General features: G+C 44.2%; 18 protein-coding genes and 3 pseudogenes. 7 read left to right on the top strand and 14 right to left on the bottom strand.

Going from position 1 to position 14,920, the window contains the following annotated elements:
• Positions 1–22: 22 nt before the first annotated feature.
• Genes G4P54_RS06610 through G4P54_RS06595 form a run of 4 tightly spaced genes read right to left on the bottom strand, consistent with a single transcriptional unit; the run spans position 23 to position 1,892 of the window.
• Positions 23–190 (bottom strand): hypothetical protein, encoded by a 168-nt coding sequence (locus G4P54_RS06610; protein WP_032682200.1) that lies wholly within the window; start codon positions 188–190, stop codon positions 23–25.
• Positions 190–990 (bottom strand): ATP-binding protein, encoded by an 801-nt coding sequence (locus tag G4P54_RS06605; protein ID WP_167872154.1) that lies wholly within the window; start codon positions 988–990, stop codon positions 190–192. The genes G4P54_RS06610 and G4P54_RS06605 overlap by 1 nt, the downstream gene beginning before the upstream one ends.
• Positions 890–1,726, bottom strand: coding sequence for a phage portal protein (locus G4P54_RS06600; protein WP_167872153.1), 837 nt, complete (start codon positions 1,724–1,726; stop codon positions 890–892). Before G4P54_RS06600 ends, G4P54_RS06605 begins: the two co-directional genes overlap by 101 nt.
• On the bottom strand, positions 1,713–1,892 hold the full coding sequence (locus tag G4P54_RS06595; RefSeq protein WP_167872152.1) for a hypothetical protein: 180 nt from the start codon (positions 1,890–1,892) through the stop codon (positions 1,713–1,715). The genes G4P54_RS06600 and G4P54_RS06595 overlap by 14 nt, the downstream gene beginning before the upstream one ends.
• A 177-nt stretch (positions 1,893–2,069) precedes the next feature.
• Between G4P54_RS06595 and xre the strand changes: the two genes are divergently transcribed.
• Positions 2,070–2,411, top strand: coding sequence for an HTH-type transcriptional regulator Xre (xre, locus tag G4P54_RS06590; protein ID WP_003232719.1), 342 nt, complete (start codon positions 2,070–2,072; stop codon positions 2,409–2,411).
• A 160-nt stretch (positions 2,412–2,571) separates the two neighbouring features.
• Entirely contained in the window at positions 2,572–3,168 is a 597-nt protein-coding gene (locus tag G4P54_RS06585; RefSeq protein ID WP_167872151.1) for an ImmA/IrrE family metallo-endopeptidase, read from the top strand.
• Between the two features lie 44 nt (positions 3,169–3,212).
• On the opposite strand, the pseudogene G4P54_RS06580 reads toward G4P54_RS06585, so the two are convergent.
• Both G4P54_RS06580 and G4P54_RS06575 read right to left on the bottom strand, forming a co-directional pair.
• Positions 3,213–3,877 (bottom strand): annotated as a pseudogene (locus tag G4P54_RS06580) (manganese catalase family protein).
• A gap of 72 nt (positions 3,878–3,949) precedes the next feature.
• Positions 3,950–4,552 (bottom strand): poly-gamma-glutamate hydrolase family protein, encoded by a 603-nt coding sequence (locus G4P54_RS06575; protein WP_024716404.1) that lies wholly within the window; start codon positions 4,550–4,552, stop codon positions 3,950–3,952.
• A gap of 106 nt (positions 4,553–4,658) precedes the next feature.
• On the opposite strand from G4P54_RS06575, the gene G4P54_RS06570 reads away from it, so the two are divergent.
• Positions 4,659–5,036 carry a PH domain-containing protein gene (locus G4P54_RS06570; RefSeq protein ID WP_167872150.1) on the top strand — a complete coding sequence of 126 codons (378 nt, stop codon included), beginning with the start codon at positions 4,659–4,661 and terminating at the stop codon, positions 5,034–5,036.
• Between the two features lie 41 nt (positions 5,037–5,077).
• On the opposite strand, the gene G4P54_RS06565 is transcribed toward G4P54_RS06570, so the two are convergent.
• Entirely contained in the window at positions 5,078–6,031 is a 954-nt protein-coding gene (locus G4P54_RS06565) for an N-acetylmuramoyl-L-alanine amidase (RefSeq protein WP_167872149.1), read from the bottom strand.
• A 139-nt stretch (positions 6,032–6,170) separates the two neighbouring features.
• Between G4P54_RS06565 and G4P54_RS06560 the strand changes: the two are divergent.
• Positions 6,171–6,399: pseudogene (locus G4P54_RS06560) on the top strand (YciI family protein).
• Positions 6,400–6,428: 29 nt separating this feature from the next.
• On the opposite strand, the gene G4P54_RS06555 reads toward G4P54_RS06560, so the two are convergent.
• The 3 genes from G4P54_RS06555 to G4P54_RS06545 all read right to left on the bottom strand — a co-directional run bounded on the left by G4P54_RS06555 (position 6,429) and on the right by G4P54_RS06545 (position 9,108).
• Positions 6,429–6,566, bottom strand: a complete 138-nt coding sequence (locus G4P54_RS06555) for a PhrA family phosphatase inhibitor (RefSeq protein WP_024716407.1) — start codon at positions 6,564–6,566, stop codon at positions 6,429–6,431.
• Positions 6,556–7,692, bottom strand: a complete 1,137-nt coding sequence (rapA, locus tag G4P54_RS06550; protein ID WP_081719943.1) for a response regulator aspartate phosphatase RapA — start codon at positions 7,690–7,692, stop codon at positions 6,556–6,558. Before rapA ends, G4P54_RS06555 begins: the two co-directional genes overlap by 11 nt.
• Before the next feature lie 144 nt (positions 7,693–7,836).
• Positions 7,837–9,108 (bottom strand): ATP-binding protein, encoded by a 1,272-nt coding sequence (locus tag G4P54_RS06545; protein ID WP_167872148.1) that lies wholly within the window; start codon positions 9,106–9,108, stop codon positions 7,837–7,839.
• 148 nt (positions 9,109–9,256) lie between these two features.
• Between G4P54_RS06545 and G4P54_RS06540 the strand changes: the two genes are divergently transcribed.
• Both G4P54_RS06540 and G4P54_RS06535 read left to right on the top strand, forming a co-directional pair.
• Complete coding sequence (locus G4P54_RS06540) at positions 9,257–9,721, top strand: DinB family protein (RefSeq protein WP_024716409.1); 465 nt, start codon at positions 9,257–9,259, stop codon at positions 9,719–9,721.
• A gap of 225 nt (positions 9,722–9,946) precedes the next feature.
• Positions 9,947–10,711 (top strand): sulfite exporter TauE/SafE family protein, encoded by a 765-nt coding sequence (locus G4P54_RS06535; protein ID WP_024716410.1) that lies wholly within the window; start codon positions 9,947–9,949, stop codon positions 10,709–10,711.
• 176 nt (positions 10,712–10,887) lie between these two features.
• Here G4P54_RS06535 and G4P54_RS06530 read toward each other — a convergent pair.
• From G4P54_RS06530 to G4P54_RS06515, 4 genes and pseudogenes are all read right to left on the bottom strand, one after another.
• Positions 10,888–11,103: pseudogene (locus G4P54_RS06530) on the bottom strand (glucuronate isomerase); the annotation flags it as partial.
• A gap of 119 nt (positions 11,104–11,222) precedes the next feature.
• Positions 11,223–12,401, bottom strand: a complete 1,179-nt coding sequence (locus G4P54_RS06525; RefSeq protein WP_167872147.1) for an NAD(P)/FAD-dependent oxidoreductase — start codon at positions 12,399–12,401, stop codon at positions 11,223–11,225.
• 39 nt (positions 12,402–12,440) lie between these two features.
• Positions 12,441–12,863 carry a DUF1641 domain-containing protein gene (locus G4P54_RS06520; RefSeq protein ID WP_024716413.1) on the bottom strand — a complete coding sequence of 141 codons (423 nt, stop codon included), beginning with the start codon at positions 12,861–12,863 and terminating at the stop codon, positions 12,441–12,443.
• A gap of 392 nt (positions 12,864–13,255) precedes the next feature.
• Complete coding sequence (locus G4P54_RS06515; RefSeq protein WP_167872146.1) at positions 13,256–13,753, bottom strand: cupin domain-containing protein; 498 nt, start codon at positions 13,751–13,753, stop codon at positions 13,256–13,258.
• Positions 13,754–13,883: 130 nt separating this feature from the next.
• Between G4P54_RS06515 and G4P54_RS06510 the strand changes: the two genes are divergently transcribed.
• A complete protein-coding gene (locus G4P54_RS06510) occupies positions 13,884–14,858 on the top strand; it encodes a DMT family transporter (protein WP_167872145.1) in 975 nt (324 codons plus the stop codon).
• Positions 14,859–14,920 lie beyond the last annotated feature (62 nt).

Here is a 14,920-nt window from a genome sequence, read left to right as displayed (position 1 = left end):
AGCGATTAGAGCAGTCAGCTGTTTAATCACGGACATTCAGCCTCGCTTTTCCCGCTGTCAGCATTTGCTCCAGCTTTCGAATAACAGGCGTTAAATCAGTGCCGGACCGGCAGTTCGGGCATGGATGAAAAACGGCACCAATCTCGGTATGCTCCACAATCACTTTTTTTGTCTGACATAGCTCGCACATTATCTGACGCCCTCCAATCTATGGTTCAGCTCGTATGCTGCTCCTTTGATAATCACTAAATAGTCGCTGCACATTTCGTAGATTCTCGTGCCGAGCGCTTCATCGACCCGGACAAGTGTTTCAATCGTCAGCTCGCTCGAAAGCAAAATCGGTTTATGATTTAAATAGCGGTAGTTAAGTACCGAATACATTTGCTCTAATTGCCAATCTGTAGCTCGCGGTTTGCCGTTAACCGGTTTAAATAGGTCATCTATAAACAGCACATCTGCCTGCTTCATTCGGCTCAGCTTCTGTTCCAAAAGGGCAAAGTCATTTTTCAGATCGGTGAAGCCTTCCACGAATGGAAAATAAATGACCGGCACATGGCGTGTTTTCATCAATTCATTGGCAGCAGCGGTCAAAAGGTGCGTTTTCCCTGATCCGGGCTGTCCTAAAAGGGCGATGCTGTTTTTCCGGTTGCCCTTGATTTGTTCATAATCCGCCACATACTCTTTTGCGCATTCAAACGCGTCCTTTATGGCCTGCGGCTTTCCCTCCGTGCGGAATTCTTTGAAGCCCAGCTGTCTGAAGGCGTGAGTAATCTCACTGGCACTAAGCATCCGCTTCACTTTCCGTTCTGCCATACAGCTGCACATCGTCCAAACCTCCAGGCCGTTCTGCCGGATGAGATAGCCTCCTTGATCCTTGCATCGAGGGCAATCATAGCGGCTTGCGTCTGATTCGGCCGGTTTGTCCGCCAGTAATGGACGTCTCCCTCTTCTCAGCTCGTCCAAAATGTGTTCGATTGTTCGTTTTGTCATCACTTTTCATCCTCTCATGTTGAATTGCGGTTTTCTTTTTGGCCTGTTCCGCGAAAAACCTGTCTTCAATGAATTTCGAGCAGTAACGAAAGGCCTTGATTGTTTCTGAAGCGGTGGTACGCCGGTTTTCAAAGGCTTGAAAGCATTCCTCAAGCCATTTGATTGTTTGCGTCACAGGAACGCCGATGGCGACAATACGGGCGATGGCTTGATAATCTCTTGAGGAAGGATACACGGTGCGTCCTTCTTGAGCCGACCGTAATTGTGTAAACCGCTTCGCAATGTGATCCACTGCATCATCAGCAGCAGTATATGTTTTTGTTTTATCTTTATCTGAGCGGACATCTGTGTCCGGTGCCTGCGGCAAAAATGACCGTTCCTTTATGCTCCGTTGTGCGATTTTGTCCGATCTGAAGCTGAATTTTTTGGAATGCTTTACCGAAATCATCAGTCCATATGGCGCACGGACAGCCTTAATGTACTCATGGATTTCGAGAAGCTCCAGCCATCTTCTGACGGTTTTCTCACTTACGCCGAAGACAGCCGCCATTTCTCTCGCTTTTAACGGCTTATGGCCAAGCACGATTCCCCAGCTTACACCGTCTTTTTCAATTTCTTTTGTTGTTGAGCTGATGAACCAGAGAAACAGCCATAGCGCAGGACCCATTTTGTCATAATGTTCTGAATTCAACAGCCCTGAATACATAGGAAAAGGATAGCTTTTATCGGTTTTCATATGCTGCCGATTCCCCTTTTAACATCATGTAGATTTGAAGCTGTTCTTGCGTTTCAAAGCGAAACACCGGAAGGCCGCATGCCGTAAACGAAATGGTGCCGCCGGATTGTCCGAGATGGCGCTGATCTATGGGATTGTCACTAAAAACAATGTGAATCGGATACATGGAATCACTCTCCTGATCTTTTTCGATACATTTCGTATCAACTGTTACCAAGTATAAACGATACAATATGTATCATCAAGTGATTTTTGATACTTTTTTTATCATGACTTTATTTTGATACAGATTGTATCTATAATCATAAGTAACTTAGGGAGTTAAAAAAAGAGAGGTCATAGTATGATAGGCGGCAGATTGAAGAGTCTCAGAGGGAAAAGGACACAGGAAGAAATCGCATCTCATATCGGTGTGTCACGGGCGCGATATTCCCACTATGAAAACGGGCGGAGCGAACCTGATTACGACACACTCCAAAAGCTGGCTGATTACTTTCAAGTAACCACTGATTACTTATTAACAGGGAAAGACAAAAAATCCGACGACGATATGTTTTCAGATCCCGACTTGCAGCTTGCATACCGTGATATGCAGGATTTTTCCCCAGAAAGCAAACAGCAGGCCATCGAATTTATCAACTATTTAAAAGAAAAAGAGAAAAACCGCAAACCGAAAAATAAATAATCTGTCTCTGTTCTCTAAAACATATAAAAAATAGACCGATATAAAGAAAAAAGTGTTTATTTTTTAAAGAAAAGGGAAAGATTTCAACATACTTTCTAGTCCTTTATGGGCTTTTCTTTCTCGCCAAAAACAGAACAAACGTTCGAAAGGGAGTATTCAATTGGGCGATTACTTATCACATCTGGAGGAATACGTAAAAAATTTATACAGCCGGCTGGGCATCACCTCCCCCCATCACATTGACATGCTGAAAATCGCAAAGGACCTGGATATTTGGGTTCATTTCGAGGATATGGGGAGCATGATGGTCAAATACGACGGCATGTACAGTATCGTATTGAACCAAAGAAAATCACGTGAAGAGCAATGGGAGGATTTTGGCCATGAACTGTGCCATGTGTTAAAGCATGCGGGCAATCATTTTCAGATGAACAAGCTCTTTCGGGAACTGCAGGAATTTCAGGCGAATCAATTTATGTACCACTTCTGTGTGCCAACCTTTATGCTGTTGCAGATTGAATTGCCGCAATGGAGAAGCCAGGCGCTCGCGACAATTGCAGCGGTTTTCCGAGTAACAAAGGAATTTGCGGAAAAAAGACTTGACATGTTTGAACGGCGTAAAGCAGGTATTCAATTTCAGAAGCGGCTTGCTTACTTATTATCACACAAGCGGCCAAATGCGTACGAGGAAAGCGATCAGCAGCACTTGCAGGTTGCCGAAGAAAAAGCGTTATATCATATCGGCAAAAACAGCTGATAAAAAAAGGGCTGGGGACACTGCCCCCAGCCCGGCATAGGCATTCATATTTTGACATCGGAGGAATGCCGCATTAGCGGCGGTTTAAGATGAGGCGCAATGTGAACCGCAATCGGAGCTGTATATACCTGAACTCGCCCCGGCCGTCACAGGCTTCGCCATGAGCCCATCTGCCTTGTGAGCTCACACAGGAATGCCTTTCTTCCAGCTCTTTAAAGACTTCATACCACATATTTGATGATAAGTATCCCGCGCAATCAAAAATGACAGCATATCTCTCACCTTAGGATCATCAGTCATGGCATAAAGCCGTGTCACCTGAAGGCGTCCATGTGCTTCCACATTTAAGTTGGCGCGAATACCTGAGGTTCAAATTTCCGCTTGAGATAATGTATTTTGCATTCCCCGGATAGCCATCGCACCCAAACCGGACACAATAACATGCTGATGATCATCGCTGACAACACTGCTGCCACAGCAGATTCACTTTTATAAGCATTTCCACATGCCCGATCTCTTCTGTCCCGACATCATAAAGAAATTTTTCTATTCGCATCTGCACGGCAGGTAAAACCCTGAAACAAATACTGCATCATGAGGCTGCTCTCACCGTATCGCCGCCCGGCACTTCTTGGCGCTTTTTCGTATAAACCGGATCGGGATAAGCTGGCTTAGCTTGATATTAAAGTTCTTTTATGTGGTATAACATCTTCATTCCTCCCCCACACGATCGCACAACATTTCCTATGAAGGAATGAGCACATCGTGCAGGTCCGTTCATTCAACCATAAAAACCACGCTTAACAGCTTCCACATATCGACAAAACAAATCGTTTTGTGTGTAGCTTTCATTACGGCAGGTAAAATTGCGGAACAACGCCTTTCGCTGGGCCGTGCTTACCTCCAGCTGCAGTCCCATTTCCCTTTTTGTCCGATTGACAATATTTTTCGGATGCACACCAGCCAGCCGGTCTTTCTCACTCGTAAGCTCGGCGCTGAAACCCGCTTCATTCAGCCGATCACAAATAAGCTTGGCCTTTTTACGATCCGCGCCCCCGACCAATGTATGCGGTGTTTTTGGATCGTGATACCCATGAATGGCTAATGCGTAATGGTGGGCGTTCACTTTTTCTAAAGCGATCGGCTCGTCAAAACGAGTGCTTGTCAGATGCAAAGAACGGTTGTTTCGCTGCTTTACACCTTCAAATAAATAAATCGAGCATTGATCGGAAAATGCTCGCACAAGCTCGCTGACGCCAGGCTCAATTCTTCCGCCGTGGGGACTGAGGACGATGTGCTCACTTCCGGTTTTCTCCTCATAAATAATCCGGTACTCCGATTCAGAAGCAGAAAGGGCTGCAAAGCCGTCATACATATCTTTCATGTTAAACGCTCTCCTTTACCAATCAGCACCAGTTTACTCTACTCATCTATGAATGAAAACCTTTTTATCGTATGATTTAAGAGATTACAGATTAGGAGGTTTAAACATGGGATTTTTTGATGGATTACTCGGCAATGCGTCAACACTGTCAACGGCTGCGGCGAAAGAAGAGCTGGCTCATATTTTACTGGATGGTGAGAAGATCGATGCAGCGTTTAAGCTGGTTCGCGATTTAATTGTCTTTACTGACAAACGGCTTATTCTTGTCGATAAGCAGGGCATCACAGGCAAGAAAACGGAGTTTCAATCCATTCCGTACAAAAGCATTTCCAGATTCAGCGTGGAAACCGCCGGCCGCTTTGACCTTGATTCAGAGCTGAAAATTTGGATTTCCGGCGCGGAGCTTCCCGCTGTCTCCAAGCAGTTTAAAAAAGATGAAGGCATTTATGATATTCAAAAGGTGCTTGCTGCAGTTTGTATGTAAGAAGAAAACGGAAGCTGTCAGGCTTCCGTTTATTAAATTCATTACAGTTTTTTCTCAATTTCAGCTTTCGTTTTCGGACCGTAAATCCCATCTGCCGTCAATCCGCTGACAGATTGAAAACGTTTTACCGCATTTGCTGTTTTCGGGCCATAGATGCCGTCGATGCCGTGATTTTTCGCACCTTTATCAGGATAAAAATAAAGGGCAGCTAAAGCGGTCTGCACTTGCTTTACGTTTGTCCCTTTCGTAAGCGGGCTTGTCACTTTGATCACTCCGGACGGAAGCGGATAGGAAGACACGGCATGGCTTTTAGAAGAAGATGCCGTCTGCGGCAGTTTAATCACCTGTCCGACTGTAATATGATTCGGGTCGGTGATATGATTTATGCTTTGCAGCGTTTTCACACTGACACCGTGCGCTGCGGCAATACCTGACAGCGTGTCCCCTTTTTTCACGTGATATTCAGATGCCGAAGAAGCGGCTGGAGCCTTTTTCGCTGATACGGCACCTGTTAATTCCTTCTCAATTGCCGCCTTCACTTGATCCCAGCGCCCTTCTGATAAAATGCGGTGAGGACAGTACTTTCCGCTCCAGTCCTGATGCTTTCTGACTCGATCGATTCCCCAGCCGCGCTCCTTCAAAAGCTGCGCAACAAATGAAATCGCCAAGGCTTCGGCAGCTTCATATTTTGGACCTCCCGATTTGCTGTAGCAAATCTCAACGCCGATTGATTTGCGGTTTCCTGGGCCGTTTGTGCCGTCACCCGTGTGCCAGGCGTTTCGGTTAAGCGGCAGGCCTTGAATCACCTCTTTATCATCGACTGCAAAATGAAAGCTTGTCGAGCTGGTGTTCCCAATCATATAGCTGATTTCATTAGCAGCTGACGCATCGTTTGCCGTGTTGTGAATGGTAATGTATTCAGCGGACATTGCATTGGGGCACTTCAGCACGTATTTCGCCTCAGAAACCAAATTTTTCTTCACTTCAATGCTCACCTATCATCTCTCCTTTTATTTTTTCATAAATAGGTGGCATTCGTAGGACGAAAAACTCGTATCATCCTTCACCGCGATATGGATAATTGTGCTAAACTGAAGTTCAAAAGAAGGGGACACCATCTTGAATACGTACTTAATGCTGACAACCAGAACAGAACAACTCAATCAAGAGCAGCAGCCGGACACGATGAGTTTTTGAACCGCCTGCAGGCAGAAAGATGTTCGGGCCATTCAGCGACGCCACAGGCGGAACGTACGTCACCGAAGCAGGTTCGCAAAAAGAGGCAGTGAAAATTGGACATGCCGATCCGCTGGTGGTAAGGGGTTCTTCTGAACTGACCATAAAGGAATGGAGGCTGAAATAAAAAAGACCCCAGAGGGTCTTTTTTTCTCATCATCGTGTTTGATTGCGTGCCGCAATATGAAATGTGTTGCTATCTGTGCCTGCTGTTTCTCCTGTATGGACCATCCCCTGAGTAAAGCTGAACCCAACCGCAACGAGCAACAAACCTGACATCCATTTAGATTTCATATAAACAATCTCCTCTCTGGATTTGTTTTTGTGCGTGCACCATTTTCTCATAAAATGAAAGTGCTTTTTCGGGCTGTCCGTTTTCCATATAGAATTGGGCAGCATCATGCGCAAGTTCTTCAATATAAGGATACAGCATATGTTCTTCAAGAAATTGAAAGGTGTGTGAGACTGATTCTGTGTCAATGTTTTTTCCGTATAACGCATGTAAAAATTGAAAAAGCTCTACAAATAATTCATCACTGTATTGACGGGCGATTTCCAATCCTTCACGATACTTTTTTTGCGCTTCGGCATCATTTTTTTGTTTATACAGAACCTGTGTTAAAGAGTAGATAGAATGCGGAAGATTATCGAACTTTTCCGACTTGCAAATAGAAACAGATTTCTCAAAGTATTCGGCTGCCTTTTGCAGTTCACCCATTTTCTCATAGCAGTTTCCGAGATTATACAGGGCGGAACTGATCAGACGGGGATTGCCTTCTTTCTTTGCAAGATCTAAAGCCAGTTCTAAGTGGGGCAATGCTCTTTCTGGATACTGCATGTCATCATAATTTCCTGCAATAACGAATTCACATTGGATTCTGCGGACGGTGTACGTTTCATACATTTGGTACGTTTCTAATGCCTGAACGGCATAGCTCATCGAAACATAGGTTTGTTTTAAATTGTAAAAAATCTCGGCCATTTTAAAAGCAAACTCGGCTTTCTCAATATCATCCGAGACGAGGGCAAGATTCTTTTCTGCCCGTTTATAATACATCATGGCACTGACAAACATCTTCTGCTTAAATTCATACATTCCGCGAAAAAAATGAAAGTAATAATCAAGAAGCCCTGTCAGCTTGTACTGATTCCCTTCGATGTCTTCTAATAATTCCGAAAATTCAAGATGCGACGTGTCCTCTCCAAAAGGCTTAATGTAATCCAGCATGACACGATGCCTGAACTCCATTAAAGAATAATACAGCAGCAAATCTTGGTCTTCTTCCATATCCTCGATTTCTCTCTCTACTTCGAGCTTGACCCGTTCGGCTTCAGCCACGTGAAACTGGCGGATATGGGTATACCATTCATTAATTTTAAGCCCGACATAAGAGGACGGAATCGTCTGCTTCATCCTCAATTAATCCCCCCTTTTTGAGCTACCCAGGATATGTCATATTTTATCATATTTGCAAGAAAAAGAAGAACGCAAAATAACCGCAATTGTCGAATTTCGGCTAACCGCAACAAAAAAGCACAGGTTTTTCAAAACCCGTGCTTTCGTTTAGTGAAAACCAACTTTGTTTCTTTCCATCCAGCTTCCCTGCCGGCTTTTTCTATGCTCTCCTGTCATATCTTTCACCATGGTTTCAATCTGAAGGTTTCCTTCTTGGTGCCATTGAAGAGCTGAAGATACATATAATTCCCCCAGCTGTGCAAAGGAAAAACCATCTGTAAGTTTTGCAGCTTTTTTTATTTCTCCCTCACTCATAAAGATGTCGAAGCCTCTCATTTTCATATATTCCAGTCGCAGCTCTTCATCCGGAAGCCCTATTTCATAAGCACGGTCAAACCGTCCTGCACGATTCATCAAACCTGGATCGATCTTTTCGGGATAGTTTGTCGTACCGATAAGAAATAGCCCCTCTTTTGATGTTGCGCCGTCTAGTGTATTGAGAAAATAGGATCGCACATCTTCCGGCATCGAATCTATATCCTCAATGACCAGAACAGCTGGAGCAAGACGTCTCGCTGACTGAAAGACTTCTTCTATTGTCTCGCTTGACGTAAATTCAGTAATTTGCCAATAGGCAACAGGTGCATCGATACTGCCTGCGATTGATTTCACTAATGTCGTCTTTCCGTTTCCGGGCGGTCCATATAATAGAATACCACGCTTGTAAGGAATGTCATACATTTGATAAAACGATTTATCACTATGAAAAAACTGATCAATTGATCTGTATATCTCTTTTTTCAATAGCGGCTCCATGATCACCTGACTCCGTTGAACCTCTTTGACAATGGCTTCCTGCTCTCTTGCCATCCCTCCATCTTCATCCGTAAAAACGGTCACCTTCTGTTTGCTTTGTTCCCAGAGACGCGGTCTGACTTCCTCTAGAAATGCCCGCATCTTTTCATCGTTAGTCGCAAACAGACAATCGAAACTTAGAATGCTCCCGTCTTGAAAATATGGAATTCTGGCAAAAGCAACGCCCTTTTCTGGATATGCATATACACTGTTTCTTATCGATTTATGGACGGTATAATCCGGTTCTTTTTCATCCTCATCGTAAGCAAATGTTTTCTTTTCAAGCTTTTCAAATATATAAGCCACATGCTCAGGCTCTATTGAACCGCCGCGGACATCTTCTTCAAGAAGCTCCCAGTATTCAGTATTCGGGTCATCACTGGCATAGAGCTCATAAAAAACACCGTACTGATCATAAAGCGTCTCTTCAATCCGTGTGATCAGATAACAGAATGTACCGTATCCTGCAGCAGCTCTATCAGTCTCTTTTTCTTCATACTGATAAATGAAAGGTATGTTTGTCATATTTGTACTCCATTTCATATTTTGTTAACGTTATATATACGAGTGACATCATATTTTGTTTCATCCCACAGCATATTACTTGTGAAATGCTAACCGTTGATATAGGATTTCATTGCACCATTTATTTTTACATATGGAGGAGATCATCATGAGCCAATCCGCTCAAATTGTCAGCCATTTTTTATCCCATCGAAACGTGACCAATGAGCTGGCTGAAAAAATCAGCAAAGACCATTACAGCTACAAGCCGACTGAAACGTCAATGTCAGCGGAAGAGCTGGTCAAACACATTCTTACGTCTTTCCACCTGTTTGCCAATGTCATTAAAGAGGGCAATGGCTCACCATTTCAAAACAAGCAGGAAGAAACAGAAACAGATCTCAATGTTCTGGCAAAAACATATACAGAAAAAACGGCCGCTATCCTTGAACAGCTGACTGAAGAACAGCTGAACAGAGAAATTGATCTGACAGCCGCTTTCGGCAGAAAAGTCACAGGCAGCGCGCTGCTTCAGCTCGCAATGGAGCATGAAATACACCATAAAGGCAACCTGTTTGTTTATGTACGGGAAATGGGCCACACGGAGCTTCCTTTCTATCAGCAGCGCATGTAACGTAAACAAGAAAAAGATACCTGTTCATGGGTATCTTTTTTTTATGCCTTCCGTTCACTGCCAGATTTCGTCCAGACACTCATTAAAGGGCTCATGAATAAAGATATTGAGCAAACCAAAATTTCAAGCATCAGACGTGCAAAAATTCAAAAAATTTAATTGATTAACATGACCTAATCATATATAATCTGATAAAAATAGTCGGGTTTTCAGGAGGCCTTTATCATGAGTGTAAGCATCATATTGATGGGTTTGTTTGTCGGAGCCTTAGTCGGATTGACAGGAGTCGGCGGAGCAGCCTTATTAACTCCCCTTTTAATTGTGCTTGGAATTAATCCTTCCATTGCGGTCGGTACGGATCTTGTATATAACTCGATTACCAAGCTGTTTGGCGTCGCCTCCCATTGGCGGCAGAAAACGATTAATTTTAAGCTGGTCAAATACTTAGCCATCGGCAGTATTCCGAGTGCTTCGCTAGCCATTGGCATACTGCATTTGTTCCCCGCCTTTCATCAGCATCAGGAAGACATTATTAAGCACGCTCTTGGCTATGTGTTAACCCTGGTTGCCATCTCAATCATCGTGCGTTTGTTTTTGGACCGAAAACTTCGTCCGAACCGCTGGCAGCTGATGCCGCTTGAAAACAAGCGGGCACTGACGATTCTTATTGGTGTTGTGTTTGGATTTATCGTGGGATTAACATCAATTGGTTCCGGGTCATTATTTGCAATTGCCATGATTTACTTATTCAACATGAAAGCGTCACAGATTGTCGGAACCGATATTGCGCATGCTTTTCTTCTCGTTACGGCAGCAGGCATTTTGAACGCAAGCTTTGGCAGCGTGGATTACATGCTGGCAGCTAACCTGCTGCTCGGTTCGATTCCCGGCGTGCTGATCGGGAGCCATCTCTCGCCTCGATTCTCCCCGCGCCCGCTGCAATTTATTATGGCGTCCATCATTTTGATCAGCGGCTTAAAACTGATTTAATAAAAAAGGCTGTCCCCTCGGAGGATAGCCTTTTTCATTATAACGTCACACCCGATGTAAAAATGGCAAGTTCTCTGATGGTTTACAAGCCTGCTTTCGCCACCTCAATCATAGAATGGATAAACTCCCGCAGCACATCATCCTTCACTAAAAGGCCTGCGTTAACATCATGAGACGGATTGCTGTTCGCCATTGGCTCTCATGATGCGCTAATTTGTTATGGTCCCCATACAGCCAGGCTTCCATAATGTTTTGAAAGTCTTATTTTCATAGATTTCTTTCGGGCTTAAGTGGCAGTGATAATCAATCGGCATGTCTTTCGCATCTTTATGATAGAGGGTGATAGCGATTTCATTTTCCAACAAAAAATTTTCGCCTATAAAGGGCTCCATGTCCCCACCGTCTTTCATTCGATTCCAAAATGTTAACGTTAGCAAATAAACAAAAAAGACATTGCCGGAAAGCGTCCCGAAAGGAACGCTCCCTGCAATGTCGAAGTCGACAAAAAGGATTAATAAGCGAGGCTGAAAAGTCCTTTAATATGTGTCAAATATCGTACATTACTTGCTTCTTTCATCAAGGAAGCAGGAAGACCTTTAAGCGGTGTAGAATTAGCACCAATAATGGCAACCGCGTCTTTGCGTCCAAGGCTTGCAAGTGTACCAGAGTTTACTGGCTTGAATGTTTCAAGCGTTTTGCCTTCTAAGTAAGCAAATAGGTTGTAACCGATCAGCTCACCCATTTGCCATGCGATTTGCGCAGTTGGCGGGTATGGACGGCCGTCTGCACCAAAGTAAACTGCACTGTCTCCGGCAACGAAGACATCCTCATGAGATGTAGATTGCAGGAAGTCGTTTACTGTCGCGCGTCCGCGGTTCACTTCAAGACCTGATTCACCGACTAATGGGTTGCCTTGTACGCCGCCAGTCCAAACAAATGTGTTGGCAACGACTTTAGATCCGTCTTTCAGATCAATTACGTTTCCTTCTACATTTGTAACAGGAAGACCTGTTAAGAACTCAACGCCGCGTTTTTCAAGGCTTGCAGTTGCACGTTCGATAAGATCATCCGGAAGAACAGGAAGGATTTTCGGACCTGCTTCAACCAGTTTCAATTTGATTTCTTTATGGTCTACGCCGTATTTTTTCGCAAGGTTTGGCATGATGTCAGCAAGCTCACCTACAAGCTCAACACCTGTTAAGCCGCCTCCGCCGATAAGGATTGTTGCATCAGCTTCGTTTTTCGTTTTAGAGTACTCGCGCACACGTTCTTCAACATGCTGATAGACTTTGTTCGCATCAGCAGCTGATTTCAATACCATGCTGTTTTCTTGAAGGCCCGGGATGCCGAAGTAAGCCGTTACAGAACCAAGACCTACAACAAGCGCATCGTAAGATAATGTAGAACCGTCAGCAAGCGCAACTTCTTTTTTATCAACAGAGAAAGAGCCTACTTCCGCGATTTTAAGATCAATGTCTTTGCCTTTGAAAAGTTTTTCAAGTGGCATTGCAACCGCTTTTTCAGACACGTTGCCTGCTGCAAGACGGTGTAATTCCGTAATGATTTGGTGAGTTGGGTATTTGTTTACCACTGTCACGCGTGCTTGTTCTTTTGTATAATGTTTGCGAACTGTTAGAGCAGAAAGAACTCCGCCATAACCAGCGCCTAGAATGACAATATGTTTTGACATCGTATATCCTCCGTCCTTTATATCAATTTGAATCTGAGATTATTTTTGTTTTTCGCGTTCGTTCAAAACTTCAAGGTAGCTGTTAGCAAAACGGAACAGCTTTTGAGCTTGAGGATCTTTCAGCATGCGCAACAGGCCGAAAAGACCAATTGTTTCGTTGCTTGCATCCGCGCGGTCTTTCGCTTCGATTGCAGTTGCAGCTACTTCTTTCGCTGTGTCTTTTACAGGCTCAAGAATTTCTGTGATCGCACCGACAGTGTCGCTTTTTAGCACTTCGTCAGTTGCTACAGACTGAGCGAAATCATAAGACTTCGTTAAAATATTCACTAACTCAGTCAGCTTTGGAAGCTGGTCAACTAAAACAGTCAGTGATTCTTGAACTTCTGGCTTTAACAGCTGATCAATAAGATCTTGCTGGCTTTGGCTGACAGACGCGTTTGTTTGATCGATTGTTTCTGGCATATCCAATTCTCCTTTACTATAAGCAGTTTGCTGATTTTTTTTGGAAAGGGTAGTGCCTCTCCCTGCTCTTACGCTTGAAGGCATAAGAATAAGGATTGTGAATTCGTGCACAATCATTTACAAAAATATATGTTTACTACCCAGTTTTTCATCTTGCCATATTCAGTATTATTTTTATCTCAAAAATAAACAATTGAATAAGTCAAAATCCTTTACTCTCTCTGAAAATAGCAAACATAAAAAACTCCAATTCGATTACCTTCTATATGATAACACTTTTTGAACAAAATTTGAACGTGAATTGCTTCGATTATGAAATTAATTTATATGGAGCCCGTGTCATAACGTTTCTGCAGTACTAGTTATTGACAATCCAACAATTTTCTCCCCCTTCAATTGACCCATATTGCCAAAAGAGGAGCTCTTCTTCCTGTGACCGGATCACTAGCCGGCAATGAGACCTGCTTGATTTGTTTCAGCGCTTCCTCCCGCTCATCCGGCTCACCCGTCTTCAAATCATACTGAACGCCTCCCGGGTAAGCGCCGATCACCATAAAATCGGGACTTGCGCTTATTTTTTTATGGCCGACTCCGGCTGGGATCACAACGGCGTCGCCCGATTTAAAAGGAATGGCGGACCCTTTTTCTCCCCCAAACTGAATCATGGCCTCTCCCCGGACTGCAATCAGCACTTCATGCGTATTGCTGTGATAATGATGATATGGAAAAACACTTCCTGACCAGCTGTTTGACCAGCCATGACGGTTGACAATCCGCTCTGCCTCGCCGGTGTCTTTGAGCGCGTTTTGATACACAACGAGCGGAAAATCAGGGTGATTCGGAATTCTGCCGTCATCCTGAAAGAAGTACGTCTGTGTCTTTGCTTCCATCAATGTCACCTCCTTCTTTAGTCTTCCACACTTAGCGGTTCGCAAAACATGCTGTTTTTCTCACGATTCCATTGCCCTGCATGATACCGAATAGTATAGTATAAAAAATAATGCCAAAATGAGGGATATCATGAAAGCAATCGTTATCGGAATATTAGCTTCACTCTTTTTCGCCGTTACCTTTATTTTTAATAGAGCGATGGAGTTGGCCGGGGGCAGCTGGCTTTGGAGCTCTTCGCTGCGCTTTATTTTTATGGCGCCGTTTTTATGTTTGATTGTCATCATGAGAGGGACGTTCGCTCCTCTCTTACAAGAGATGCGGAAAAAGCCGATCTTTTGGATTAAATGGAGCTTTGTCGGCTTCGTGCTTTTTTACGCGCCGATCACATTTGCGGCAGGATATGGTCCCGGATGGCTTGTAGCCGGAACTTGGCAAATTACCATTGTAGCCGGTGTGCTCTTATCTCCTTTTTTCTATGTCAAAAAAGACATGCCGGGCGGGCCGCAGCTTGTTCGGCAAAAGATTCCCCTTGTTTCACTTGGCACTTCCATGATCATCCTGATCGGAGCGGCGCTGATTCAGCTTCAGCATGCCGAATCGCTTTCAGGGAAGATGCTGCTTTTCAGTGTGCTGCCGGTTGTTATTGCGGCTTTTGCCTATCCGTTAGGAAACCGGAGAATGCTTGAACAATACGGAGGCCGGCTTGATACATTTCAGCGTGTGCTTGGAATGACATTGGCAAGCCTTCCGTTCTGGCTTCTATTAGCAGCTTACGGCTGGTGGTCAGACGGCCTGCCGACAGCGGGTCAAACCGTTCAATCCTTTATCGTGGCCGTCAGCTCAGGCATCATTGCGACTGTTTTATTTTTTTGGGCCACTGATATGGTTAGAGACAGCCCGCAAAAACTCGCGGCCGTTGAAGCCACTCAATCCGGTGAAGTGATTTTCGCGCTGCTTGGCGAAATTGTTCTGCTGTCAGGCGTTTTCCCGTCCCTTTTATCATTTGCCGGTTTATTCATTATTATTGCGGGGATGATACTACATACCTTTGCATCACAGCCGAGAAAACGGAGAAAGAAAGCACAGTCAAATCTGACTGCGTAGCATCTGCAAGAGAATGGGTAAAAATCTGTTCTCCTTTATTTGTGCTACTAAGAATCTATTAC

This window comes from Bacillus tequilensis, assembly GCF_012225885.1.
GTDB lineage: Bacteria > Bacillota > Bacilli > Bacillales > Bacillaceae > Bacillus > Bacillus tequilensis.
The sequence above is the reverse complement of the archived record's forward strand: the minus strand, read 5'-3'. Positions and strand labels throughout refer to the sequence as shown.